We start from the raw sequence: 22,248 nt of genomic DNA, 5'->3' as shown, positions 1-22,248 counted from the left end.
ATAAATTGTCTTTGAAACATGAAAATCCATCCTATTTTAAGACTGACAAAAATGCCGTCTGAACATTTCAGACGGCATTTGGCATAAACGGCATTAATGCGGCTGGCCGGAAACCATATCTCCCTCGTCAAAATCAGGATCGGGTTCATTTTGCAGCGTTTTCCCGTTTAACTTCAGGGCGTTGTTTTTAAGGGAAATGACCGTATCAATCTGATTACCGTCTAAAGTAAGATATTTTTCCCTTGCCATACTTTGAACCGTACTGTCCACCATCAGGCGCAATGTTTCATTAATATCGGCAATGCTTGCTCTGGCTTCCGCCTCATCTTCGGCATTTACACTGAAAATATTTCTGGCCTGACTTACCGCCAAATCTTCCAACATTTTTTGAGGAATACTCATTCTGATGTCTGCCTCGGTTTTCTTCAACATCAGTCCCAATTGGTTCAAATCTTCCTTCTTCATGTCTTTAAACATGATTTTTCCGCCCACATCGATTTTTCCCGACGGCAGCGTGAAACGGAACGTTTTGATGTCGAGTACCGGGTTATGGGTAAATAATCCGGAAGCCTCGCCTTTGACTGCAGTAATCAAATCATTGCGGATTTGCTCCTCGGTCATTTTTTTGGCAGAAATTTGTGCAAACTTGCGTTTCAATACGGTTAAGGCAGAAGCATCGAGATGTTCGGCGGCGATATGGATATCCAGCGGGCCATATTTTTCATCGCCGTAAACCAGCGTGTCAAAACGGAACTGCCCTTCACTGTTGATAAATGAGCCTGATTCCCCGGTCTTAGTTGAAAAAGCCAGTTTGCCGACTTCGATTTTGGAAGGTGCGATGCTGCCGTTGGGATTGATAAACGCGCCAATCTGCAAATCGGTAACAAGATTGACCAGTTCGTTTAACTTGACGTTGTAATCGACACCCTCTTTCCATTCTAGGGAGAATTTTTCCAAAGTCAGATTGCTGCTGCCCAAAGCAAGCGGATTGATGCCGTCTGAAGTTTCCGAATCGAAATGCACTTTTTCAAACGCGGCATCGCCTTTATCTGCCAGCTTGATTTTAAACAAGGGGGCATCATAGCCGTTCCGGTAGCTTTTGAAACCTTTTTGATAAACCGTTTCCCCCGTCAGGCCTTCCCAGTGCAGCCTGATGCCCGACAGTTCTTCATAATCGAAGGCGGGAACACTGACTTCCATTTTACCGCTGCCGTTAAAATAAACGGTATTGGCAAGGGAAACCGGAGCTTGTTTTCCAAAAAAGCGTTCCAGAACTTTTTCTGTTTCAGGCGCGTATTTGAACTCGGTTTCAATGTGCGCCTGCGTGCCGAATCCACCGGCAAAAGGACCGTGCGTGATATGGTTTACCAGCGTAACCGGCTGTTCCAACACTGTTCTCAGGTTATCCGGCAGGTATTTCTGCGCATTATGCAGCAACTCGGGTTTCAGACGGATGACCGTCGTTTCCGTGGAGGTAAACCAGCCGCGGTCATATTGGTGCGATTCGACGGTCAAGAAGCCCGTTTCCTGCAATATTTTTTGCTGCTGCGTCAGGCTTTCTTCGGCTTTGACACCCAAATAATAAGGTGTACCCAAAGCAACGCCGAGCAATGCTGCCGCAACTGAAATTAAAGGTTTTTTCATCACTTCAAACAAGCAGGTTTCAAAGGTACTAGAATAGCATTATTTAAGCATATCCCGCCATATTTCTTTAAAAGAAATGCCGTCTGAAACCTGTTCGGACGGCATTTTCCGGATGAGGGGAAATCAAAAATCCAATTCCGCTTTCAACCAGTAAGTACGCGGCATACCGACGACGGCGAAGCTGCGGTCGTATTGGCCGCGCTGTACCTGCCAATGGTTTTTGTTAAACAGGTTTTCCACCGAGCTGCTGACGGTCAAAGTATTTTTGCCCAGCTTGGTTTTGTGGCGCGCACCTACGTCAATCAAAGTGTAGGACGGGAGGGCGTATTGTTTTTGCGTATTTTGGTAAGATTTGCCGAAGTACGAAACGTTGCCGTTCAAGGTCAAACCTTTGGCAAACGGAGCATCCCATTCCACACCCGCTTTGGCGATCACGCGCGGGTTGGCGACTTGTACGCCGTTAACCAAATTGTCGGCGAAATTCGGATAATCTTTTACGGTTGATTGCAGATACATCAGACCGAAAGTCGGACGCAGGGTTTTGTTTAACAAGTTGGCATAGGTATTGAACTCGATACCGCGGCTGCGTTCTGTACCTTGCTCGGAGCCGCTATAAGCCAAGCCTGAATTTTTGCGCGCTGCGAAATCAGTACCTGAAGTCGTATTGCCGCGCCAGTAGCCCGGGCGTTTGATTTGGAACGCGTTTAAAGTGGTGACAAAGTCGCCCCAGTTTTTGCGTACGCCGACTTCAAATTGGCGGCTGACACGCGGATCTGCCATCGTTACATGACCGTCGTCATCGGTACGGATGTCCGACGGCTCCAAATCTTCCATATAGTTTCCGTAAACCACCAAATCAGGCTGCGGAACCCATGCCGCCATTAACATCGGACTGAAACGACTCGCATCTGCTTTGCGGCCGTTTAATTTGTTTTTCTGCTCGACGGCTTGTAAACGCCCGCCCAAAGTGAGTCGGTATTTATTGTCGGCAAAACCAAGCGTGTCAGATACCGCCAAACTGTTTACTTTGATCACAGTATCCAATGAAGGTGTCGGATTCCAAGCGCTTCCTAAGTTGGAATCCAATTTTGCCAATTTGCCTGCAATATCAAGACGTGGATTGATTTCTTCGCTTTTCGTTTGACGTACACCTTGATGAGTGGTGCGTTTGCGGTCGATACGGTCAAATGCGGTACTCCAGTTGTGGCTTACCGGACCGGTTTCAAATTCACCGCGTGCAGTCAGATTCATACTGAGCGTTTTGAAACGCTGATCAGTCAGGCGCGCGCGACCGGAATTGTAGGTCAAACCGCTGCTTGTAACGGTAGGAGAGGCGAAATTGCCGTAATAGCGCGCATTGTTATAACCAATACCGCCTGTAATTTGGGCATTTTCAAATGCATCCCATTCGAAGGTCAGCATATTCGTTTGACCGCGCGTGTTTTGAGCCTGCCAGCTCGGCGCCAAATTCACTTTGCCTTCAGGTGCGTCAAACAAGCGGCCGTTGGCGTTTTGGATGTCCTGCATACGCGCGCGGCCACCGTTGGTTTTGCGTTTCGTATAGATGGAATCAAACGCCACGCGCAATTTTTCGCCGCGATAGTCGGCATTCAAGGCAAATTCTTTGTTGTCCTCGCTGTAACCGTGGCGCGGGGTATCACCGTGGCGCAGTTTGCCATTGGCGCGCACGCCGAATTCTTTGTTTTCGCCGAAGCGTTGGCCCAAGTCGAACGTACCTTGGGCGCGGTTGTTGCTGAACCAGCCCAAACCGATTTTGCGGTTGCCTTCATCGGAGGCTTTTTTGGTTTCGATATTAACGGAACCGGATACCGCGCCTTCAGGATCCATGCCGTTTACGGCGGTGGAGGCGCCTTTAATCAGTTGCGCAGAACCGACTTGCACGCTGGCCGTGCCTTGCGTGCCGTACATACCTGCCAAACCGTTGACGCTGAATTGGCGCGCATCAAGCTGATAACCGCGGAAATACAGACCGGTCAGCGTGTTGCTTTCGCCGCCGAACTGCCAAACGGAAGCGTCTTTTTTCGCTACGGCATCCACCAAAGTACGCGCTTCGGTGTTGTTGAGGGCTTGTTCGTCGTAGTTGACGACGGTAATCGGTGCGGTAAAGGCGTTGGCTTTACCCAATACGCCCAAGTTCACGCGGTCGCGTAAGTCGCCATCGCTGGCAATGGAGTAAGAACGGGCGGCTTTAACGCGCTTGGCATCGGCACGGACATGAACCTGTCCGAGTTCGCCCTGCTGCGGAACATTGTCGGCGGCAGATGAAAACGCGCTCAAAATCAACAGCGGCATTAAGGCAAGTTTTTTGTTCATGAAAACGCTCTCTTTTTCAGTATTAAGGAATAAATATAAAAATAAACAAACTTGTCAGATATTTGGTTCAGAAATTATATTTGATAATCAAAACTATTCCTGAAAAATTTTATGGGTCAAAGTTATCTGACTGTTAAAACTTGGTTTATTTTTTATACCCCGTTGTCTGTTTTCTGCCACAGTCGATTTAGCTTCCATCAAACTGCATTTAAACGACTGAGCGGGAAATGGACAAATTGCACAGGGTTCTCCGTTTAATTAGATATGGGTTTCCATCCTCGGCAGTTTTGGGCATTTAGCCGTTTCCACCTTCCTGCTCCTATTACCAATAAAAATGCCGTCTGAAATATCGGCTCGATACTTCAGACGGCATACCCGCCCGTTTTCCCGTATTTCCGGGAAAGGGCTGAAATTTAAACATGCGCGGAAATGATTTTCAGCATCTGCGCCAATACTTTAGGATTGGCAGCCACAATATCGCCGCTTTCCAACCAAGCTTCCTCACCGGACATATCGGTAACGATACCGCCTGCTTCTTGGACAATCAATGCACCGGCGGCAATATCCCAAGGTTTGAGGTTAAACTCGAAAAAGCCGTCCAAACGGCCGGCCGCAACGGCACACAAATCCAAAGAAGCCGCGCCTTCACGACGGCCGCCGGCGGTTTTTGCCAAGAAATCTTTCAAAATCGCCAGATACTTGTCCATCATGCTTTGATCGACAACAGGAAAGCCGGTACCGATCAGGCAGCGGTTCAATTCGATGCGGTTGGAAACGCGGATGCGGCGGTCGTTGAGCAACGCGCCTTTGCCGCGGGAAGCCATATATACGTCGTTGCGCTCAGGTGCGTACACCAAAGCTTCTTGCAACACGCCTTTGTGCAGGAGTGCCATAGAGATGGCGTATTGAGGATGGCCGTGGAGGAAGTTGGTTGTGCCGTCGAGCGGGTCGATAATCCATTCGTACTCGGCGGTGGCTTTACCGTGGGAGCCGCCTTCTTCGCAAGTGATTTTGTGATGCGGATATGCTTCTTTGAGCGCTTCCACCAAAATCATTTCGGAGCTGCGGTCAACATCGGAAACGAAGTCGTTGAATGCTTTACTGTCTACTTTGACGGCATCCAGATTGCCGGCGGCGCGAATCATCATTTGCCCTGCTTTACGGGCGGCTTTGAAAGCGGTATTTAAAAACGGATTCATGGTTTTCTTTCTAATTCAGGTAAAATACGCCCTAATGCGCCGAACAAGGCACACAAGAGGCTGTTAATCGTTTCCGATGCTGTTAAAGAACATTTCAGACGGCATGGAAAAAGGCCGTCTGAATACAAAAAGATGGTGCATTATACCTGATTCCCGTACAAACAGAAAACAAAACATGACTTCTGAAAAACCCGCCCTGCCCGCTTATCTGGACAACATCCGCATCATCCTCACGCGCACCAGCCATCCCGCCAATATCGGTTCCGCCGCGCGCGCCATGAAAACGATGGGCCTGCACAAACTGACCATCGTCGCCCCTAACCTGATGGCAACGCCGATGACGGAGAATCCGCCCGTGTTCGATCCGGAGCATCTGCAATCGTTTAAATTACCGGAAGAAAGTTTCATCCTTGCTTCCGGCGCGGCAGACGTTTTAGAAAATGCCACCATTGCCGCTTCTTTGGACGAAGCCCTTGCCGACACCACCATCGCCTGCGCACTGACCAGCCGCCGCCGAGAAATCACCGCGCCGCTGCAAACCCCGCGCGATTTGGTGCCCGAATTACTACAGGCCGCCAAACGCGGCGAGAAAGTGGCGCTGGTCTTCGGTAACGAAACTTTCGGTTTGAGCATCGAAGAAGTCCAATCCTGCAACCGACTGATGACCATCAACGGCAATCCCGACTATTTCTCGCTCAACCTCGCCCAAGCCGTGCAGGTCGTGTGCTACGAAATCTTCAGCCAAACCGATTCGCCCATGACCCATCTTCAACAGGAAGACCACGCCGCGACCCACGAGCAAATCAAAGGCATGGTCGCCCACATGGAAAGCGTGATGAACGACATCGGCTTTTTCAACCGCCGCAACGGCGAGCGCCTAATGCGCCGTATGCAGAGCCTGTTCGGACGCGCCAACACGCAAACCGAAGACATCGACATCCTGCGCGGTTTTTTCAATACCATCAGCCACCGTATCCATAAAAAAGACTGATTAAGGCCGTCTGAAAACATTTCCAGCTTTTCAGACGGCATGACTGATATTCGGATAAGCATGAATTACGCCCTAGACGCATTATGGTGGAAACTCACCAGCCAACCCGTCCGCGACCTTGCCTCGCTGCTGACTGCGCCGCCTTTGTGGCAAAGCGGCTGTGAACTAAGCGTGCGCGAATTGTTGGGAGAACACGGTTTCCGCTACCTTTTGGCATTGGACGCCGTTCCCGCGCCGCTGATGGATTACCTCGCCCAACGCGCCCCGTTCGGCCACCGTCTCGGCATTTATGCCGAAGAGCTGCTGGCTTTTTGGTTTACCAACGCGCCGCACGCCAAACTGCACGCATACAATCTGCCCGTTTTTTCAGACGGCCAAACTTTGGGGGCTGCGGATTTTGTCGCTTCCCTCAACCAACAGCCCTACCATATCGAGCTGGCGTGTAAATACTACGGCGGAGACCAAGTGCAGAACCTGCGCGGCCTCAATCCTAAAGATACGCTGACGGACAAAGCCGCCAAATTGGTGCAGCAATCCCAGCTGCTGCATACGCCGCAAGGCAAAACAACCTTAGCCGCACAAGGTCTGCCTGAAAATCCGCTTCCTGCATCCATCGTGCGCGGCATCGGATTTTTCCCACAAGGTTTCCATGCTTTTGAGCCGCCGCTTAATCCATACGGTTGGCGCGGCATCTATATTCAAGATTGGTCGAAATACGGGTTTGAACGCCAAGAAGCACGCTACCATTTGCTCGACCGTATGGCCTACCTCGCGCCTGCTCGTGTCGCCGAAACCGAAACATTGAACGAAACCGAAATCCGCCGTATCGACCAAGGCTTGATTGCCGTTTTGGAATTACGGCCGGACGGCTTTTGGCACGAAATCGAACGCATCATGAAGGCCGTCTGAAACTATTTACCAACTTTAAGAGAACCCATTACATTATGAACGCCGCACAACTCGACCATACCGCCAAAGTTTTGGCTGAAATGCTGACTTTCAAACAGCCTTCCGATGCCGTCCTCTCCGCCTATTTCCGCGAACACAAAAAACTCGGCCGCCAAGACCGCCACGAAATCGCCGAAACTGCCTTTGCCGCATTGCGCCACTATCAAAAAATCAGCACTGCCCTGCGCCGCCCTCACGCGCAGCCGCGCAAAGCCGCTCTCGCCGCACTGGTTCTCGGCAGAAGTACCAACATCAGCCAAATCAAAGACCTGCTTGATGAAGAAGAAACAGAGTTCCTCGGCAATTTGAAAGCCCGTAAAACCAAGTTTTCAGACGGCCTGAATACCGCCGCAGAATTGCCGCAATGGCTGGTGGAACAGCTGCAACAGCATTGGGGCGAAGAAGAAATCCTCGCCTTCGGCCGCAGCATCAACCAACCCGCCCCGCTCGACATCCGCGTCAATACTTTGAAAAGCAAACGCGATAAAGTGCTGCCGCTGTTGCAAGCCGAAAGTGCCGATGCAGAGGCAACGCCTTATTCGCCTTGGGGTATCCGCCTGAAAAACAAAATCGCGCTTAACAAACACGAACTGTTTTTGGACGGCACACTGGAAGTTCAAGACGAAGGCAGCCAGCTGCTTGCGTTACTGGTGGGCGCAAAACGCGGCGAAATCATTGTCGATTTCTGTGCCGGCGCCGGCGGTAAAACCTTGGCTGTCGGCGCGCAAATGGCCAACAAAGGCAGAATCTACGCCTTCGACATCGCCGAAAAACGCCTTGCCAACCTCAAACCGCGCATGACCCGCGCCGGACTGACCAATATTCACCCCGAACGCATCAGCAGCGAACACGATACCCGTATCGCCCGACTGGCAGGCAAAGCCGACCGTGTATTGGTGGACGCACCCTGCTCCGGTTTGGGTACTTTACGCCGTAATCCCGACCTCAAATACCGCCAATCCGCCGAGACCGTGGCCAACCTTTTAGCACAGCAACACAGCATCCTCGATGCCGCCTCCAAACTGGTGAAACCGCAAGGCCGCTTGGTGTACGCCACCTGCAGCGTGTTGCCGGAAGAAAACGAACTGCAAGTTGAACGTTTCCTGTCCGAACATCCCGAATTTGAACTCGTCAACTGCGCCGAACTGCTGCAAAGCCTGAAGGTCGATTTGGATACCGGAAAATACCTGCGCCTCAACTCCGGAGAACACCAAACCGACGGCTTCTTTGCCGCTATATTGCAACGCAAATAAACCGGTTTAAACAAAATGCCGTCTGAAACCCTCTTAAAATCGTTCAGACGGCATCCCGTAAATTAAGATACCAAATACTGCAGACAACTTACATCCGACCGATTCAGGTCAAAGACAGAATCATGCTCATCAAGACGATTCCTATGCGCACTATCCTGCAATTTTCTTTTTCTTTGTCGAAATATACGGTAGCATAATCATATTCAAATGATATTTATGGGAATACATTGTATTTCAATATACAAAACATAAGGTGAGGTTCCTTCCTTACTTCCACCCAACCCGGAAAAGACACCGCCAGACCAATCCTGATTCTGCCCCGGCAGTCAACCCTTAAGGAAACCCCGATGAACTTTTCTTTATCCGTCATCATGTTTACCCTCGCCTCTTTCCTGCTCATACCGCCTGCCGAAGCCGCCGTCTTTACCTGGAAAGACGGAGGGGGCAACAGTTATTCGGATGTGCCGAAACAACTCCATCCCGACCAAAGCCAAATCGTAAACCTGAGGACGCGTCAGACCAGGCCGGCAGCCAAGCCGGTCAAACCTGCTGCCGAAAAAATTTCTGCCGACATGAAAGAACAAGAAAAAGATATCGCCGAGAAAAACAGGCAGATCGAGGAAGAAAAGAAAAAAGTTGCCGAATTCGAGCGGCAAAACAAAGAAGAAAACTGCAGGATTTCAAAAATGAACCTGAAATCGGTAGGGAGTTCGAATGCAAAAAACAAGGATGATTTGATTCGGAAATACAATAACGATGTGGACAAATACTGCCGTTGAGCAGCCTCATCAAAAACCCCATGCCGTCTGAAACGGCACGGGGTTTGTTTATTTCTGCCAATAGGTTTTAACGTTGACGAACTCGTACAGCCCAAATTCGGACAATTCACGCCCGTAACCGGAATCTTTAACCCCTCCGAAAGGCAGGCGCAAATCGCTGCTGGTATGGCGGTTGATAAACACCGATCCCGCCTGTATTTTCTCGGCAAAGTGCCATGCTCGGTCAGTATCGGCGGTATAAATACAGGCACCTAGCCCGAACGGGGAATCATTGGCAAGGGCGATGGCATGATCTTCGTTTGCAGCACGCAAAATCAGGGCGGCCGGCCCGAATACTTCTTCATGCCAAACCCGGCAGGCAGGATTTACTCTGTCTAAAACAGTCGCGGGGTAGAACCATCCCGGCCCCTGTGGAACTTTGCCTCCGGTCAGGCACACCGCGCCGTTTGAAACGGCGTCTTCGACCTGCCCGTGAACCCGGTTCCGCAAATCTTCGCGGTGCAGCGGTGCAAGCGTGGTATCGGGATGTTTGGGGTCGCCCATTTTCAATTTGGCACATTCGGCAAGAAACAGCGGGATAAAACGATCGGCTGCGGCTTCGGTTACGATGATGCGCTTGGCGGCGTTACACGATTGCCCCGCATCGCGGAAACGGGAATAACAGGCTTCTGCGGCCGCACGCGCCAAATCGGCATCGGGCATAACGATAAAGGCGTTGCTGCCGCCGAGCTCCAACACGGTTTTCTTGAGGTTTGCGCCCGCGTGTGCCGCAAGGATGCGCCCCGTATCCGTCGAACCGGTAAACGCCATCGCATCGGTATCTTCGACTGCCTTAAGCGTGTCCGCCTCATCCAGCCACGCGCCTGCCAAAGGAATGCCGTCTGAAACCAAATCGAACAATGCCTGACTGACGCGCGCCACGCTGGGTGCGGGTTTAACGGCGCATGCATTGCCCGCGCAAACGGCAGGCACGGCAAAGCGCAATACCTGCCAGACGGGGTAATTCCACGGCATGACGGCAAACACGACGCCCAAAGGCTCAAACCTTACCTGACTCAGGCTCGCCTGCGTCGCAATGGTTTTGTGGGCGAGCAGTTCGGGGGCAAGGCGGGCGTAATAACGTATCAGCTCGATAGACTTGCCGATTTCCGCGCGGCATTCGTGCAGGCTGCGGCCGACTTCCTCGCACACCATTTCCGCAAAACGCTCTTTCTCCTCCTCCAAACGGTCGGCAAACCGCCTCAGACGCGCGGCACGTTCGGTTACGCCCAATTGTGCAAACGCCCTGCCGCGCATTTTCAAATCCGCCAGTTGCCGTTCAAACTCCGCATAATCTTGAGCGGGGCGGCTGTAAAGCGTTTCTCCTGTAAATACATTAACACTGTGAAACATCTGATTAACCTGCCAGTTGCGGGAATATCGTTTTCAGTCCCGACACAATAATCTCCACCGATACCGCCGCCAGCATCATACCCATAATACGGTTTAAAATCGTCAGCCCCGTCACCCCCATCCACCTGCTGATTTTGCCTGCGACGATCAAAATGCCGTAACAGATGGCACTGACCAAAAAACCTGCGGCAATGATTAGCGCGATATCGCCGTATGTTTTAGCCGCCGACGCATAAATAATCACGGTTGAAATACCGCCCGGACCGATGGTAATCGGTATGGCGATGGGCACGACGGCAATCGCCTTGGCATTGCGTCCGACATGGGTATGTTCCGCATCACGCTGTTCGCCGATATTTTTCTTTGCCGGATTATCATTGCCGTTCATCATCGAAATGGCAATCAGCAACACCAAAATTCCGCCGCCGACCTGAAACGAACCGACACTGATACCCAAGACCTTCAACAACATACCGCCGGTCAACGTAAATACCGCAATCACGGCAAACACGGCGATGGCAGCCGTCCGCGCAACCCTTCTGCGCTCCTTCGTACTGTGTCCATGAGTCAGGTCAAGATAAATCGACAATGCGCTGAAAGGATTGATCAACACCAAAAAAGCCACAATCAGCTTGCCGATTTCCACACCTAATCCCATAATTCTTCTCCGTCTTCACACATGTGTGGCAGGCATTCTATGCCGCGAATTGCCGCTACAACAGATTTTTCCGTTATAATTAAACATTCGAACAATACACCCCATCATACCCGAACGATGGTTTCTTTGCCATCAGACAAGGATTCTTTTCATGGCACTGACACTTGCCGACGTAGACAAAATCGCCCGACTCTCCCGACTGCACCTGAGTTCCGAAGAAAAAGAAAAGTCTCTTCAGGAATTGAACGACATCTTCTCTATGGTCGAACAGATGCAAAACATCAATACAGACGGCATCGAACCGATGGCGCACCCTTACGAAGCCGCCCTGCGCCTGCGTGAAGACGAAGTAACCGAAACCGACCGCGCCGCCGAATATCAGGCGGTCGCACCGGAAGTACGCAACCGTCTGTATATCGTACCGCAAGTTATCGAAGAATAATCCGAATATGCTTCAGACGGCATCAGAAATACCGCCTGAAACCCTTTAGGGATGGAAGATTTATGACACAATACACATTGAAACAGGCAAGCGTCCTGTTGCAGTCCAAACAGATTTCCGCCGTCGAACTGGCAAGCGCATACCTTGCCGCCATCGCCGAAAAAAATCCCGCCCTCAACGGCTATATCACCATCGACCAAGATAAAACCCTTGCAGAAGCCCGTGCCGCAGACGAACGTATCGCTCAGGGCAACGCCTCCGCGCTTACCGGCGTACCCGTCGCCTACAAGGATATTTTCTGCCAAACCGGCTGGCGCAGCGCATGCAGCTCCAAAATGCTGGACAACTTCGTCTCCCCCTACACAGCCACCGTCGTCCAAAACCTGCTCGACGAAGGCATGGTAACGCTCGGCCGCACCAACATGGACGAGTTTGCCATGGGTTCGACCAACGAAACTTCGTTCTACGGCGCAACTAAAAATCCGTGGAATCTTGAGCACGTCCCCGGCGGCTCGTCCGGCGGTTCCGCAGCCGTCGTTGCCGCACGCCTTGCCCCTGCAGCGCTCGGTTCGGACACCGGCGGCTCTATCCGCCAGCCTGCTTCACACTGTGGCATCACCGGTATCAAACCTACCTACGGCACGGTTTCCCGCTTCGGTATGGTCGCCTACGCCTCCAGCTTCGATCAAGCCGGCCCGATGGCGCAAACTGCCGAAGACTGCGCAATTCTGTTAAACGCGATGGCAGGTTTCGACCCCAAAGACTCCACCAGCCTCGAACGCGAAAAAGAAGACTACACCCGCGATTTGGACAAACCGCTCAAAGGCGTGAAAATCGGCCTGCCCAAAGAATACTTTAGCGAAGGCAACAGCACCGATGTTCAGACGGCATTGCAACATACCATCGACCTCCTCAAAACCCAAGGCGCGGAATTGGTCGAAGTTTCCCTGCCGCAAACCAAGCTGTCCATCCCCGCCTACTACGTCCTCGCTTCCGCAGAAGCCAGCACCAACCTTTCACGTTACGACGGCGTACGTTACGGACACCGTGCCGCCCAATTCAGCGATTTGGAAGAAATGTACGGCAAAACCCGTGCCGAAGGTTTCGGCAACGAAGTCAAACGCCGCATCATGATCGGCACTTATGTACTGTCGCACGGCTACTACGATGCCTACTATCTCAAAGCCCAAAAACTGCGCCGCCTCGTTGCCGATGATTTTCAGACGGCATTTGCACGGTGCGACCTCATCCTCGCGCCGACCGCACCCACTGCAGCCCCCAAAATCGGAGCGGATTCTTCGCCGGTTGAAACCTACTTGAGCGATATCTACACCATCGCCGTCAACCTCGCCGGACTACCCGCATTGACCCTGCCTGCAGGTTTCAGCGGCGGCGGACTGCCCATCGGCGTTCAGCTTATCGGCAACTATTTCTCCGAAGCCCGAATACTCGGTGCGGCACACCAAATCCAACTCAACAGCGATTGGCATCAAAAAACCTGTAAATAAAATCATCTTAAAAAATTCCGTCCTCCGGAATTCAAAACAATTTGAAAAGGTTATATGGAATAATTCTTACACCGTGCATATCGCTTGCACGCTGTAATACTCCGTAAACAATTATGCTTATGTTGGACACCTATGACGACACCCTATACCTTTCCCGGTTTTAAGGAAATATTTACAACCTCTTCGTATTATGGATTTAAGCATTTAAAATTCAGAATACGCTGCTTGGCCGCGCTTCCCCAAATTAAACAATTTGAAAATTTCATCAATGCCTCCCCATGCTGGCGCACTTTTTTCCAAAAGTTTGCAGCAGTAAGCTATCCATTGATACATACCTACTTGGACAAGAGGTTTATCTTTGCATCAGACCGTTTGGAGGCATTAATCACCGATTTGACAAGGGCGGAGAAATTATTCGGTTCTTCTGTAATTGAGAAATTCAACCAGGAACAACCTTATGTTTTAGCCCAAATAACCGATCATTTAACCTTGCAGCTGAATCGCAACGACCTCTGCAGCAATGAAGGTTTTTGGGCTGTTTCCTTAAGGGACGAGTCAGGAAAACGCCTTTACACGTCGACATTTACTTTCACAAAAGACAACGGGCTGCTCATTACTTCGGTACAGGGCCCCGCCGGTGAAGACGCAAAAGACATCGTGCGCTCTTTAACCAAAACCATGCACGGCCTGCGCCCGCAGCAATTCATGATCATTGTTTTACAACTGCTGGCTGCACGTTTTGGGATTAACAGCCTGCTTGGGATTTCACAGGAACATCATGTTAAAATCCGCTGGAAATTAAAAAAAAGGGTGTTAATTAATTACAATGAGTTTTGGCAATCTGTCCAAGGACAAAAACTAAGCAACGGTTATTGGTCTCTTCCGCAAAGCTTCCCTAGGAAATCAGAAGCAGAAATAGAGAGCAAAAAACGTTCGATGTATAGGAAACGCCATCAAATGCTCGATGATATCGAGAATTCCATTAATCAGAAATTTGTTTGAGAAAGCTTCAACATGACCTGGGAAACCGTAATCGGCTTGGAAATCCATGTCCAATTGAACACCAAATCCAAAATCTTTAGCGGCGCATCGACCGCATTCGGCGCAGAACCCAACGCGCACGCCAGCGTAGTGGAGTGCGCGCTGCCGGGCGTACTGCCGGTAATGAACCGGGAAGTCGTTGAAAAAGCCATCAAATTGGGTTTGGCTTTAGATGCGAAAATCAATCAGAAAAACGTGTTCGACCGTAAAAACTACTTCTATCCCGACTTACCAAAAGGCTATCAAATCAGTCAGTTGGACTTACCGATTGTCGAACACGGCAAATTGGAAATCGTAGTTGGCGACGATGTGAAAACCATCAACGTAACCCGTGCGCACATGGAAGAAGACGCAGGCAAGTCCGTGCATGAAGGCTTGAACGGTGCAACCGGTATCGACCTGAACCGTGCCGGCACGCCGCTGTTGGAAGTGGTATCCGAACCCGAAATGCGCTCCGCCGCCGAAGCCGTTGCCTACGCCAAAGCCTTACACAGCTTGGTAACCTGGCTGGACATTTGCGACGGCAATATGGCGGAAGGTTCGTTCCGCGTCGATGCAAACGTATCCGTTCGCCCGAAAGGCCAAGCAGAGTTCGGCACGCGCCGCGAGATTAAAAACCTCAATTCCTTCCGTTTCTTGGAGCAGGCGATTAATTACGAAGTGGAAGCGCAAATCGAGATTTTGGAAGACGGCGGCAAAGTACAGCAGGCAACCATGCTGTTTGATCCCGAAAAAGGCGAAACCCGCGTGATGCGCTTGAAAGAAGACGCGCACGACTACCGCTACTTCCCCGACCCAGATTTGTTGCCCGTTATCATTTCAGACGACCGGTTGCAAAAAGCCAAAGCAGAAATGCCCGAGCTGCCGAAAGAAATGGCAGCGCGTTTCGTAGCAGACTACGGTGTAAGCGACTACGACGCGCGCCTGCTCACCGCCAGCCGCGTGCAGGCTGCCTATTTTGAAGAAGCTGCCAAAGAGAGCGGACAAGGCAAGCTGACTGCCAACTGGATGAACGGCGAACTCGCCGCCACGCTAAACAAAGAAGGCATGGAACTTGCCGACAGCCCGATTACCGCCCCGCGCCTCGCCGCGCTGGTATGCAAAATCGCCGACGGCACATTAAGCAGCAAATTGGCGAAAAAAGCCTTTGAAGCCATGTGGACAGAACCCGAAGCCACCATTGCCGAAATCATTGAAAAACACGGTTTGCAACAGATGACCGATACCGGCGCGATTGAAGCCATGGTGGACGAAGTGCTGGCCAACAACGCCAAAGCCGTGGAACAGTTTAAATCCGGCAACGAAAAAGCCCTGAATGCGATTGTGGGGCAAGTGATGAAGGCCAGCAAAGGCAAAGCGAATCCCGCACAAGTTCAAGAACTGATTAAAGCCAAACTGGCTTAATCCGTTATCACACAGGTCGTCTGAAAGCAAAGTTCCAACGAAGGTAAAACAGGAAATAAGCTTTCAGACGGCCTTTTAACTTAATCTGCTCAAACCATACCAAGACATGAACCACACCATTACACTGCCCGACCAAACCACCTTTGCCGCCGGCGACGGTGAAACCGTTTTGGCCGCTGCCGCCCGTCAAAACCTCAATCTGCCCCATTCCTGCAAAAGCGGTGTTTGCGGACAATGCAAAGCCGAACTGGTCAGCGGCGATATTCAAATGGGCGGACACTCCGAACAGGCTTTATCCGAAGCAGAAAAAGCGCAAGGCAAGATTTTGATGTGCTGCACCACTGCGCAAAGCGATATCAGCATCAACATCCCCGGCTACAAAGCCGATGCCCTACCCGTCCGCACCCTGCCCGCACGCATCGAAAGTATGGTTTTCAAACACGATGTCGCCCTCTTGAAACTTGCCCTGCCCAAAGCCCCGCCGTTTGCCTTCTACGCCGGGCAATACATTGATTTACTGCTGCCGGGCAACGTCAGCCGCAGCTACTCCATCGCCAATTCGCCCGACCAAGAAGGCATTTTGGAACTGCACATCCGCAGGCGCGAAAACGGTGTCTGCTCGGAAATGATTTTCGGCAGCGAACCCAAAGTCAAAGAAAAAGGCATCGTCCGCGTTAAAGGCCCGCTCGGTTCGTTTACCTTGCAGGAAGACAGCGGCAAACCCGTTATCCTGCTGGCAACCGGCACAGGCTACGCCCCCATCCGCAGCATCCTGCTCGACCTTATCCGCCAAAACAGCAGCCGCGCCGTCCATTTCTACTGGGGCGCGCGTCATCAAGATGATTTGTATGCCCTCAAAGAAGCACAAGGGTTGGCATGCCGTCTGAAAAACGCCTGCTTCACCCCCGTATTGTCCCGCCCCGAAGAGGGCTGGCAGGGAAGAAAAGGGCACGTACAAGACATCGCGGCACAAGACTACCCCGACCTGTCGGAATACGAAGTGTTTGCCTGCGGCTCTCCGGCTATGACCGAACAAGCAAAGAATCTGTTTGTGCAACAGCATAAGCTGCCGGAAAACTTGTTTTTCTCCGACGCATTCACGCCGTCCTCATCATAATTCCCCGGTATAAAGAAGATTCGGGCTTTCCGTTCGGAACACAAAAAACTTCCCGTCCGTATTTTCCCCGTGAAAAAATGCCGTCTGAAACCTGATTCCGGTTTTCAGACGGCATATGTTTTTTTCCTATTCAAGGCGACAGCCGCTCGCGTATCCAGCCGCCGTCCAGCAAACGGTATTGGATGCGGTCGTGCAGCCTGCTCGGCCTGCCCTGCCAGAACTCAAGCAAATCGGGAATCACAATATAGCCGCCCCAATGCGGCGGACGCGGCACATGCAAAGGATGTTTGAGTCCGACCGCCGCCGCCTTTGCCACCAATACTGCCTTGTTCGGAATAACCTCGCTCTGCGCGCTTGCCCACGCACCCAAACGGCTCTGATACGGGCGGCTCTCAAAATATTCGTCCGACAACTTCTCCGCCAGCCTTTCAACACGCCCTTCCACGCGCACCTGACGCTCCAGCTCCGGCCAAAAAAACGTCATCGCCGCAAATGGATGAGCATCCAGCGAACGCCCCTTGCGGCTGTGATAATTCGTAAAGAAAACAAAACCTTCAGAATTAACTTCCTTCAGCAGCACCATACGGCTATTGGGTCTGCCGCATCCGTCGACCGCTGCCACATTGACCGCCGTCGGCTCGTTGACCTGTGCACGTACCGCCTCGTCCAACCACCGCTCAAACTGCTCGATCGGATTGTCGGCGCAATCGCCTTCCGACAATTCCCGTTTGCTGTAATCTTCCCGAATATTGTGCAAATCCATTTACCGCTCCTCTTATCATTTGAAAGATTCTACTCCCGCACATAAACCGATTTCAACCGTTGCACAAACTTTATCCCGCTTCTCCAAACCTCAGGACACAACGATTTCATCCACAAACACGCCGCATAAGGTACAATATCGAACCGTCCGACTGAGGACGGCATTTTATCAACCCGTCCTGCCGCACACGCCGCAGAAGAACCGCCTTATCAGGCGAGTTAGGAAAAATTATGTCCAAACAGCCCACCAGCAAACGCCAATGGCGAGACGGCGCAGCCCCGTCTGCCAAGAAAACCGCCAAACCTTTCAAAAGCAAAGCCCGTCCCAAAGACGAAACGGGCAAAACCGCATCCCAACCTTACGGACAAAAAGCTACAGACGGCATCAAGCCGCAAAACGCCCCCAAACAGCGTGCTGCCAAAGCCAGAAAACTCGTCGTCCGCAATCCCAACCAAAAAATTATGGAACACGCGCGCGATTTGAAAGAACGCCGCAGCGACCTGTCGCGCATGGAACCCGAACGCCTGCAAAAAGTGCTTGCCGCGTCCGGCGTCGGCTCACGCCGCGAAATGGAAGAGTGGATTAACAACGGCTGGGTAACCGTCAACGGCAAAACCGCGCAACTGGGCGACAAAGTCACCCCCGACGACCACGTTACCGTCAAAGGCAGCATCATCAAGCTCAAATGGGCGGACCGCCTGCCGCGCATCATCCTGTATTACAAACAAGAAGGCGAAATCGTTTCCCGCGACGATCCGCAAGGCCGCGTCAGCATTTTCGACCGTCTGCCGCAGGCCGCCAGCAGCCGCTGGGTCGCCATCGGACGCTTGGATATCAACACCAGCGGCCTGCTCATCCTCACCACCTCCGGCGAACTCGTCCAACGTTTCGCCCACCCCAGCTTCGAAGTTGAACGCGAATACGCCGTGCGCGTACTGGGCGGGCTGACCACCGAACAAATGCGCAGCCTCACCGAAGAAGGTGTGATGCTCGAAGACGGCTTGGCAAAAGTCGAACGCATCTACGAACAAGGTGGCGAAGGTGCGAACAAATGGTACAACGTCGTAATTAAAGAAGGCCGCAACCGCGAAGTGCGCCGCATATTCGAAAGCCAAGGCCTCACCGTCAGCCGCCTCGTGCGCGTCGGCTTCGGCCCCATCGGACTGCCCAACCGCCTCAAACGCGGACAGTTCTACGAACTCAACCCCGCCGAAGTCGCCAACATCATCAAATGGGCGGACATGCTGCTGCCGGGCGAACGCCGCCGCAAAAAAGCCTGAAAGTAAAAATGCCGTCTGAAACGCCACACCTTCAGACGGCATAATTTCCCCATAATGCCAAGGATGCCCCGTGTTCGACTACCTCAAGCACAAAATCAAAACCTACGCCGTCAACCCCATTACCGGCATGGTTCACGAAAAACAGGAAGCACTTGCCCGCAAAACCGCCGAACGGGCCGCGACCATACTGTTTTGGCTGACTGCCGGACTGACCGGCATTTTCACCCTTATCCTCGCCTTGCTCAGCCTTTCCCTGCTTATCGGACAACTGCTGGGCAGCTATCTGTACGGCCTCTTCATCTTTACCGCCCTATTCATCCTGATTTTCCTCATCCTCCTATCCGTACGCAAGCGCATCGAAACCGCCGTCCGACAAGCACTGTTCCGCCTCCTCAAACCCCAGATCCCCCAAGAAAGCCAAAACGCAGACGGCATCACCGACAACACGGTACATTCCCTTCCCAACCAAGACAACCCGACCTGAAACAAAATGCCGTCTGAAACATCTGCTGTTTCAGACGGCATTTTATTCGGGCGTTTTCAGGAGAAAAGGTCGAGTGCTTTGACAAAGACCATCACCACGCCGTAGGTGAGCGGTATGACGGCCAATGCCCAACGCCACCAGACCGATATGCCGCCGCCGGAAACTTTTTCGCCCACAAGGTAAGCGTCGGATATGGCGGTTTCGTCATCGGGGTTGCCGCTGTGTGCGGCTGTCTTGATGTCTTTTTCGTGGTGTTTTTCGTGTACGGATTTAACGGCGAGGTTGCACAACAAACCGATAATCAGCAGGCCTGCCATGATGTACATGGTTACGCTGTATGCCTGTGCCGCCGGTATGCCGCTGTCGATTTGGCTTTGGCGTATGTAATTGACCAATACCGGGCCAATGACGGCGGCGGTTGACCAGGCCAGCAGGATGCGCCCGTGAATCGCGCCGACCTGATAGGTGCCGAACAGGTCTTTCAGGTAGGCGGGAATGGCGGCAAATCCGCCGCCGTACATGGAAATAATCACGCAAAAGCCGATGATGAACAGGGCTTTGCTGCCACCCTCGCCGATGGAGGGAACGGCGAAATACAGCAGCGAACCAAGTACGAAGAAGATGGTGTAGGTGTTTTTGCGTCCGATTTTGTCGGAAACGCTCGACCATAAAAAGCGTCCGCCCATGTTAAACAGGCTAAGGAGGCTGACGAAGCCTGCCGCCGCACCTGCGCCGACTGCCGCCTGCCTGCCTACGGAGGTTTCGGAAAAGAGTTCCTGAATCATCACGGATGCCTGACCCAATACGCCGATGCCGGCAGTTACGTTCAGGCACAATACCCAGAACAACAGCCAAAATTGCGGCGTTTTCATGGCTTGGGACACGTTGACATGATTGCTGCTGACCAGCTTGTTTTGCGTTTTCGGCGCGGTATAGCCTTCAGGTTTCCAGCCGTCGGCAGGTACGCGGATGGTAAACGCGCCGAACATCATCAGTGCGAGGTAAAGCAGGCCCAATACGGCAAAGGTTTCAACAACCCCGACTGAAGTGGCGTTTGAAAAGGCGTTCATCAGTGATACGGAAAGCGGAGAGGCCAGCATTGCGCCGCCGCCGAAACCCATAATCGCCAAACCGGTCGCCATACCCGGCTTGTCGGGAAACCATTTCATCAATGTGGAAACCGGCCCGATGTAGCCCAAACCCAAGCCTATGCCGCCGATGACGCCGTTGCCCAAATAAAGCAGGAAGAGGTTGTGCGTACTCACGCCGAATGCGGATACGAAGAAGCCCAGGCTGAAGCAGCAGGCGGCGGCAAATATGGCTTTGCGCGGCCCTACCCGTTCCATCCATGTGCCGAACAGGGCGGCCGACGCACCCAGCATCGCGAGTGCGATACTGAAAATCCAACCTACGGTCGTCAGCTTCCAATCTCCGGCCGCCGATTCGGTTATACCGATAAGTTTGGTCAGTGGCGCGTTGAATACGGAATAGGCGTAAATCTGCCCAATGGCAAGGTGCACCGCCAATGCTGCGGGCGGCACGAGCCAGCGGTTGAAACCCGGCTTGGCAATGCTTGCCTCACGGTCTAAAAACTTCATAACATCCTCTTTCTGTCAGTAAAACACGGTGAAAACTAAAATAAACGGTTCAGGCGAAGTCGAACAAGTCCTGCTGCCCTTGTTCTTTGGTTACGCGCACGTCGGTTTCTCCGTCGGCGAAGGTAATGTGCAGCTTCTGCCCCTGTTTCAAAACATCGGCGTTACGGATGACTTGTCCGCGTGTATTTTTGACGACGGAGAAGCCGCGTTCCAGAATGTGCTGCGGCGAAACGGCTTCAAGCAGGGAAGCTTGGGCAGCCAAACTTTGGCGGCGACGGGCGAGCAGCTGGCGGAAGGCGTGCGACAGGGCCGTCTGAAAGCGGTCGATGTCTTGCCGGTAAACGGAAACATTAGGACGGCAATGTTGCAGGGCTTGTGTTTGGCGTTCGAAACGGGCAGTGTGGGCGCGGAGGTTTTGCGTCATCGAGTAGGACAGGGTTTGCGCCAGTTTGTGGATGTAGGTGCGCTGTTCGTCGAGTTTTTGGCGCGGATGACGGATTTGCCGCGCCAGCCAGTCGAGTTTTTGGCTGGCATCGAAATAGCGTTGTTCCAAAACGGTTTTCAGACGGCCTTGCGCCTGGGCGAGACGATGTAGCGATTCTTGGCGGTTGGGGCTGACCAATTCTGCCGCACCGGTCGGTGTCGGTGCGCGCACGTCGGCAACAAAATCGGCAAGCGTGAAATCGGTTTCATGGCCTACGCCGCTGACGATCGGAATCGCGCAGGCTTCAATGGCGCGTACGACCGGTTCTTCATTAAATGCCCACAAGTCTTCAATGCTGCCGCCGCCGCGACAGACAATCAACACGTCGCATTCGGCGTGTTGCGATGCGGTTTTAATCGCTTGTGCGATTTGTAACTCGCTGCCTGTGCCTTGAACGGGTGTCGGATAAACGATAACGGGGATTTCGGGCGCGCGGCGTTTCAAGGTGGTTACAACATCGCGCAAAGCCGCCGCCGCCAGGCTGGTTACGATGCCGATACATTGAGGGCGGGCAGGCAACGGTTTTTTGCGTTCCGCCGCAAACGCACCTTCCGCCTGCAACTGCGCCTTCAACCGCTCATAGGCTTCGTAAAGCTGCCCCAAACCTTTGAGCCGTACTTCGTTTACGGTAATTTGAAATTCGCCCCGCGCTTCATAAATACTGATTTTTCCTGATACTTCGATATGGTCGCCTTCTTTCAAAGGCTTCGCCAAACGCGCCGCCGCACCTTTGAACATCGCGCAACGCACCTGCGCGCGGCTGTCTTTGAGCGAAAAATAATAATGTCCGCTGGCAGCACGGGTTAGGTTGGATACCTCGCCGGCAATCCACAAACCGGCAAGGTGGTTTTCCAAAAGACTTTTGGCAAATGCGTTCAACTCGGAAACGGACAACACGTCAGAATGAAGAAAATCAGACATCGAATCAA

At 52.4% G+C, this 22,248-nt stretch carries 19 protein-coding genes; 11 read left to right on the top strand and 8 right to left on the bottom strand.

Features of this window, described 5'->3' with window-relative positions:
- Positions 1–93: 93 nt before the first annotated feature.
- From BBW69_RS02465 to BBW69_RS02455, 3 genes are all read right to left on the bottom strand, one after another.
- The gene (locus tag BBW69_RS02465; protein WP_188210285.1) at positions 94–1,644 is read right to left on the bottom strand and encodes a YdgA family protein; all 1,551 of its coding nucleotides are present in this window, start codon (positions 1,642–1,644) and stop codon (positions 94–96) included.
- A gap of 123 nt (positions 1,645–1,767) precedes the next feature.
- Positions 1,768–3,978 carry a TonB-dependent siderophore receptor gene (locus tag BBW69_RS02460; RefSeq protein WP_188210284.1) on the bottom strand — a complete coding sequence of 737 codons (2,211 nt, stop codon included), beginning with the start codon at positions 3,976–3,978 and terminating at the stop codon, positions 1,768–1,770.
- Between the two features lie 413 nt (positions 3,979–4,391).
- The gene (locus BBW69_RS02455) at positions 4,392–5,177 is read right to left on the bottom strand and encodes an inositol monophosphatase family protein (protein ID WP_108043902.1); all 786 of its coding nucleotides are present in this window, start codon (positions 5,175–5,177) and stop codon (positions 4,392–4,394) included.
- 175 nt (positions 5,178–5,352) lie between these two features.
- On the opposite strand from BBW69_RS02455, the gene BBW69_RS02450 reads away from it, so the two are divergent.
- The 4 genes from BBW69_RS02450 to BBW69_RS02435 all read left to right on the top strand — a co-directional run bounded on the left by BBW69_RS02450 (position 5,353) and on the right by BBW69_RS02435 (position 9,148).
- A complete protein-coding gene (locus BBW69_RS02450; protein ID WP_188210283.1) occupies positions 5,353–6,168 on the top strand; it encodes an RNA methyltransferase in 816 nt (271 codons plus the stop codon).
- 39 nt (positions 6,169–6,207) lie between these two features.
- Positions 6,208–7,077 carry a DUF1853 family protein gene (locus tag BBW69_RS02445; protein ID WP_188210282.1) on the top strand — a complete coding sequence of 290 codons (870 nt, stop codon included), beginning with the start codon at positions 6,208–6,210 and terminating at the stop codon, positions 7,075–7,077.
- 35 nt (positions 7,078–7,112) lie between these two features.
- Positions 7,113–8,369: an RsmB/NOP family class I SAM-dependent RNA methyltransferase gene (locus BBW69_RS02440; protein WP_188210310.1), complete on the top strand. Its 1,257-nt coding sequence runs from the start codon at positions 7,113–7,115 to the stop codon at positions 8,367–8,369.
- A gap of 347 nt (positions 8,370–8,716) precedes the next feature.
- The gene (locus tag BBW69_RS02435; protein WP_188210281.1) at positions 8,717–9,148 is read left to right on the top strand and encodes a DUF4124 domain-containing protein; all 432 of its coding nucleotides are present in this window, start codon (positions 8,717–8,719) and stop codon (positions 9,146–9,148) included.
- 48 nt (positions 9,149–9,196) lie between these two features.
- Here BBW69_RS02435 and BBW69_RS02430 read toward each other — a convergent pair whose 3' ends face one another.
- Positions 9,197–10,540 (bottom strand): aldehyde dehydrogenase family protein, encoded by a 1,344-nt coding sequence (locus tag BBW69_RS02430; RefSeq protein ID WP_188210280.1) that lies wholly within the window; start codon positions 10,538–10,540, stop codon positions 9,197–9,199.
- 4 nt (positions 10,541–10,544) lie between these two features.
- Entirely contained in the window at positions 10,545–11,198 is a 654-nt protein-coding gene (locus BBW69_RS02425; RefSeq protein ID WP_107859119.1) for a MarC family protein, read from the bottom strand.
- A gap of 151 nt (positions 11,199–11,349) precedes the next feature.
- Here BBW69_RS02425 and gatC point away from each other — a divergent pair, with 151 nt between their 5' ends.
- The 5 genes from gatC (at position 11,350) to BBW69_RS02400 (ending at position 16,710) form a co-directional block, all read left to right on the top strand.
- A complete protein-coding gene (gatC, locus tag BBW69_RS02420) occupies positions 11,350–11,640 on the top strand; it encodes an Asp-tRNA(Asn)/Glu-tRNA(Gln) amidotransferase subunit GatC (protein WP_003674613.1) in 291 nt (96 codons plus the stop codon).
- A 62-nt stretch (positions 11,641–11,702) separates the two neighbouring features.
- On the top strand, positions 11,703–13,148 hold the full coding sequence (gene gatA, locus BBW69_RS02415; protein WP_188210279.1) for an Asp-tRNA(Asn)/Glu-tRNA(Gln) amidotransferase subunit GatA: 1,446 nt from the start codon (positions 11,703–11,705) through the stop codon (positions 13,146–13,148).
- Positions 13,149–13,280: 132 nt separating this feature from the next.
- Positions 13,281–14,150: a DUF535 family protein gene (locus BBW69_RS02410; protein ID WP_188210278.1), complete on the top strand. Its 870-nt coding sequence runs from the start codon at positions 13,281–13,283 to the stop codon at positions 14,148–14,150.
- Between the two features lie 12 nt (positions 14,151–14,162).
- Complete coding sequence (gatB, locus tag BBW69_RS02405) at positions 14,163–15,593, top strand: Asp-tRNA(Asn)/Glu-tRNA(Gln) amidotransferase subunit GatB (protein ID WP_188210277.1); 1,431 nt, start codon at positions 14,163–14,165, stop codon at positions 15,591–15,593.
- Between the two features lie 106 nt (positions 15,594–15,699).
- Positions 15,700–16,710 carry a 2Fe-2S iron-sulfur cluster-binding protein gene (locus BBW69_RS02400; RefSeq protein ID WP_188210276.1) on the top strand — a complete coding sequence of 337 codons (1,011 nt, stop codon included), beginning with the start codon at positions 15,700–15,702 and terminating at the stop codon, positions 16,708–16,710.
- Between the two features lie 130 nt (positions 16,711–16,840).
- On the opposite strand, the gene pdxH is transcribed toward BBW69_RS02400, so the two are convergent.
- Positions 16,841–17,473 carry a pyridoxamine 5'-phosphate oxidase gene (pdxH, locus tag BBW69_RS02395; RefSeq protein ID WP_101125158.1) on the bottom strand — a complete coding sequence of 211 codons (633 nt, stop codon included), beginning with the start codon at positions 17,471–17,473 and terminating at the stop codon, positions 16,841–16,843.
- A gap of 230 nt (positions 17,474–17,703) precedes the next feature.
- Here pdxH and BBW69_RS02390 point away from each other — a divergent pair, with 230 nt between their 5' ends.
- Together BBW69_RS02390 and BBW69_RS02385 are read left to right on the top strand one after the other, a co-directional pair.
- A complete protein-coding gene (locus BBW69_RS02390; RefSeq protein WP_003674599.1) occupies positions 17,704–18,753 on the top strand; it encodes a pseudouridine synthase in 1,050 nt (349 codons plus the stop codon).
- A 70-nt stretch (positions 18,754–18,823) separates the two neighbouring features.
- Positions 18,824–19,237: a hypothetical protein gene (locus BBW69_RS02385; protein WP_188210275.1), complete on the top strand. Its 414-nt coding sequence runs from the start codon at positions 18,824–18,826 to the stop codon at positions 19,235–19,237.
- A 56-nt stretch (positions 19,238–19,293) separates the two neighbouring features.
- Here the strand turns inward: BBW69_RS02385 and BBW69_RS02380 are convergent, their stop codons facing one another.
- Positions 19,294–20,835 carry an OFA family MFS transporter gene (locus tag BBW69_RS02380; RefSeq protein ID WP_188210274.1) on the bottom strand — a complete coding sequence of 514 codons (1,542 nt, stop codon included), beginning with the start codon at positions 20,833–20,835 and terminating at the stop codon, positions 19,294–19,296.
- Between the two features lie 49 nt (positions 20,836–20,884).
- Positions 20,885–22,240 (bottom strand): exodeoxyribonuclease VII large subunit, encoded by a 1,356-nt coding sequence (xseA, locus tag BBW69_RS02375; protein ID WP_188210273.1) that lies wholly within the window; start codon positions 22,238–22,240, stop codon positions 20,885–20,887.
- Between the last annotated feature and the right edge of the window lie 8 nt (positions 22,241–22,248).

This window comes from Neisseria sp. RH3002v2f (assembly GCF_014596375.1).
Classification (GTDB): Bacteria; Pseudomonadota; Gammaproteobacteria; order Burkholderiales; family Neisseriaceae; genus Neisseria; species Neisseria cinerea.
The sequence above is the reverse complement of the archived record's forward strand: the minus strand, read 5'-3'. Positions and strand labels throughout refer to the sequence as shown.

Coding starts and splice junctions, on each gene's coding strand:
- gatB (WP_188210277.1), top strand. CDS start 14,163: ATGACCTGGGAAACCGTAATCGGCTTGGAAATCCATGTCCAATTGAAC.
- BBW69_RS02440 (WP_188210310.1), top strand. CDS start 7,113: ATGAACGCCGCACAACTCGACCATACCGCCAAAGTTTTGGCTGAAATG.
- BBW69_RS02380 (WP_188210274.1), bottom strand. CDS start 20,835: ATGAAGTTTTTAGACCGTGAGGCAAGCATTGCCAAGCCGGGTTTCAAC.
- BBW69_RS02460 (WP_188210284.1), bottom strand. CDS start 3,978: ATGAACAAAAAACTTGCCTTAATGCCGCTGTTGATTTTGAGCGCGTTT.
- BBW69_RS02445 (WP_188210282.1), top strand. CDS start 6,208: ATGACTGATATTCGGATAAGCATGAATTACGCCCTAGACGCATTATGG.
- xseA (WP_188210273.1), bottom strand. CDS start 22,240: ATGTCTGATTTTCTTCATTCTGACGTGTTGTCCGTTTCCGAGTTGAAC.
- gatA (WP_188210279.1), top strand. CDS start 11,703: ATGACACAATACACATTGAAACAGGCAAGCGTCCTGTTGCAGTCCAAA.
- BBW69_RS02425 (WP_107859119.1), bottom strand. CDS start 11,198: ATGGGATTAGGTGTGGAAATCGGCAAGCTGATTGTGGCTTTTTTGGTG.
- BBW69_RS02430 (WP_188210280.1), bottom strand. CDS start 10,540: ATGTTTCACAGTGTTAATGTATTTACAGGAGAAACGCTTTACAGCCGC.
- BBW69_RS02410 (WP_188210278.1), top strand. CDS start 13,281: ATGACGACACCCTATACCTTTCCCGGTTTTAAGGAAATATTTACAACC.
- gatC (WP_003674613.1), top strand. CDS start 11,350: ATGGCACTGACACTTGCCGACGTAGACAAAATCGCCCGACTCTCCCGA.
- BBW69_RS02435 (WP_188210281.1), top strand. CDS start 8,717: ATGAACTTTTCTTTATCCGTCATCATGTTTACCCTCGCCTCTTTCCTG.
- BBW69_RS02455 (WP_108043902.1), bottom strand. CDS start 5,177: ATGAATCCGTTTTTAAATACCGCTTTCAAAGCCGCCCGTAAAGCAGGG.
- BBW69_RS02465 (WP_188210285.1), bottom strand. CDS start 1,644: ATGAAAAAACCTTTAATTTCAGTTGCGGCAGCATTGCTCGGCGTTGCT.
- pdxH (WP_101125158.1), bottom strand. CDS start 17,473: ATGGATTTGCACAATATTCGGGAAGATTACAGCAAACGGGAATTGTCG.
- BBW69_RS02400 (WP_188210276.1), top strand. CDS start 15,700: ATGAACCACACCATTACACTGCCCGACCAAACCACCTTTGCCGCCGGC.
- BBW69_RS02390 (WP_003674599.1), top strand. CDS start 17,704: ATGTCCAAACAGCCCACCAGCAAACGCCAATGGCGAGACGGCGCAGCC.
- BBW69_RS02450 (WP_188210283.1), top strand. CDS start 5,353: ATGACTTCTGAAAAACCCGCCCTGCCCGCTTATCTGGACAACATCCGC.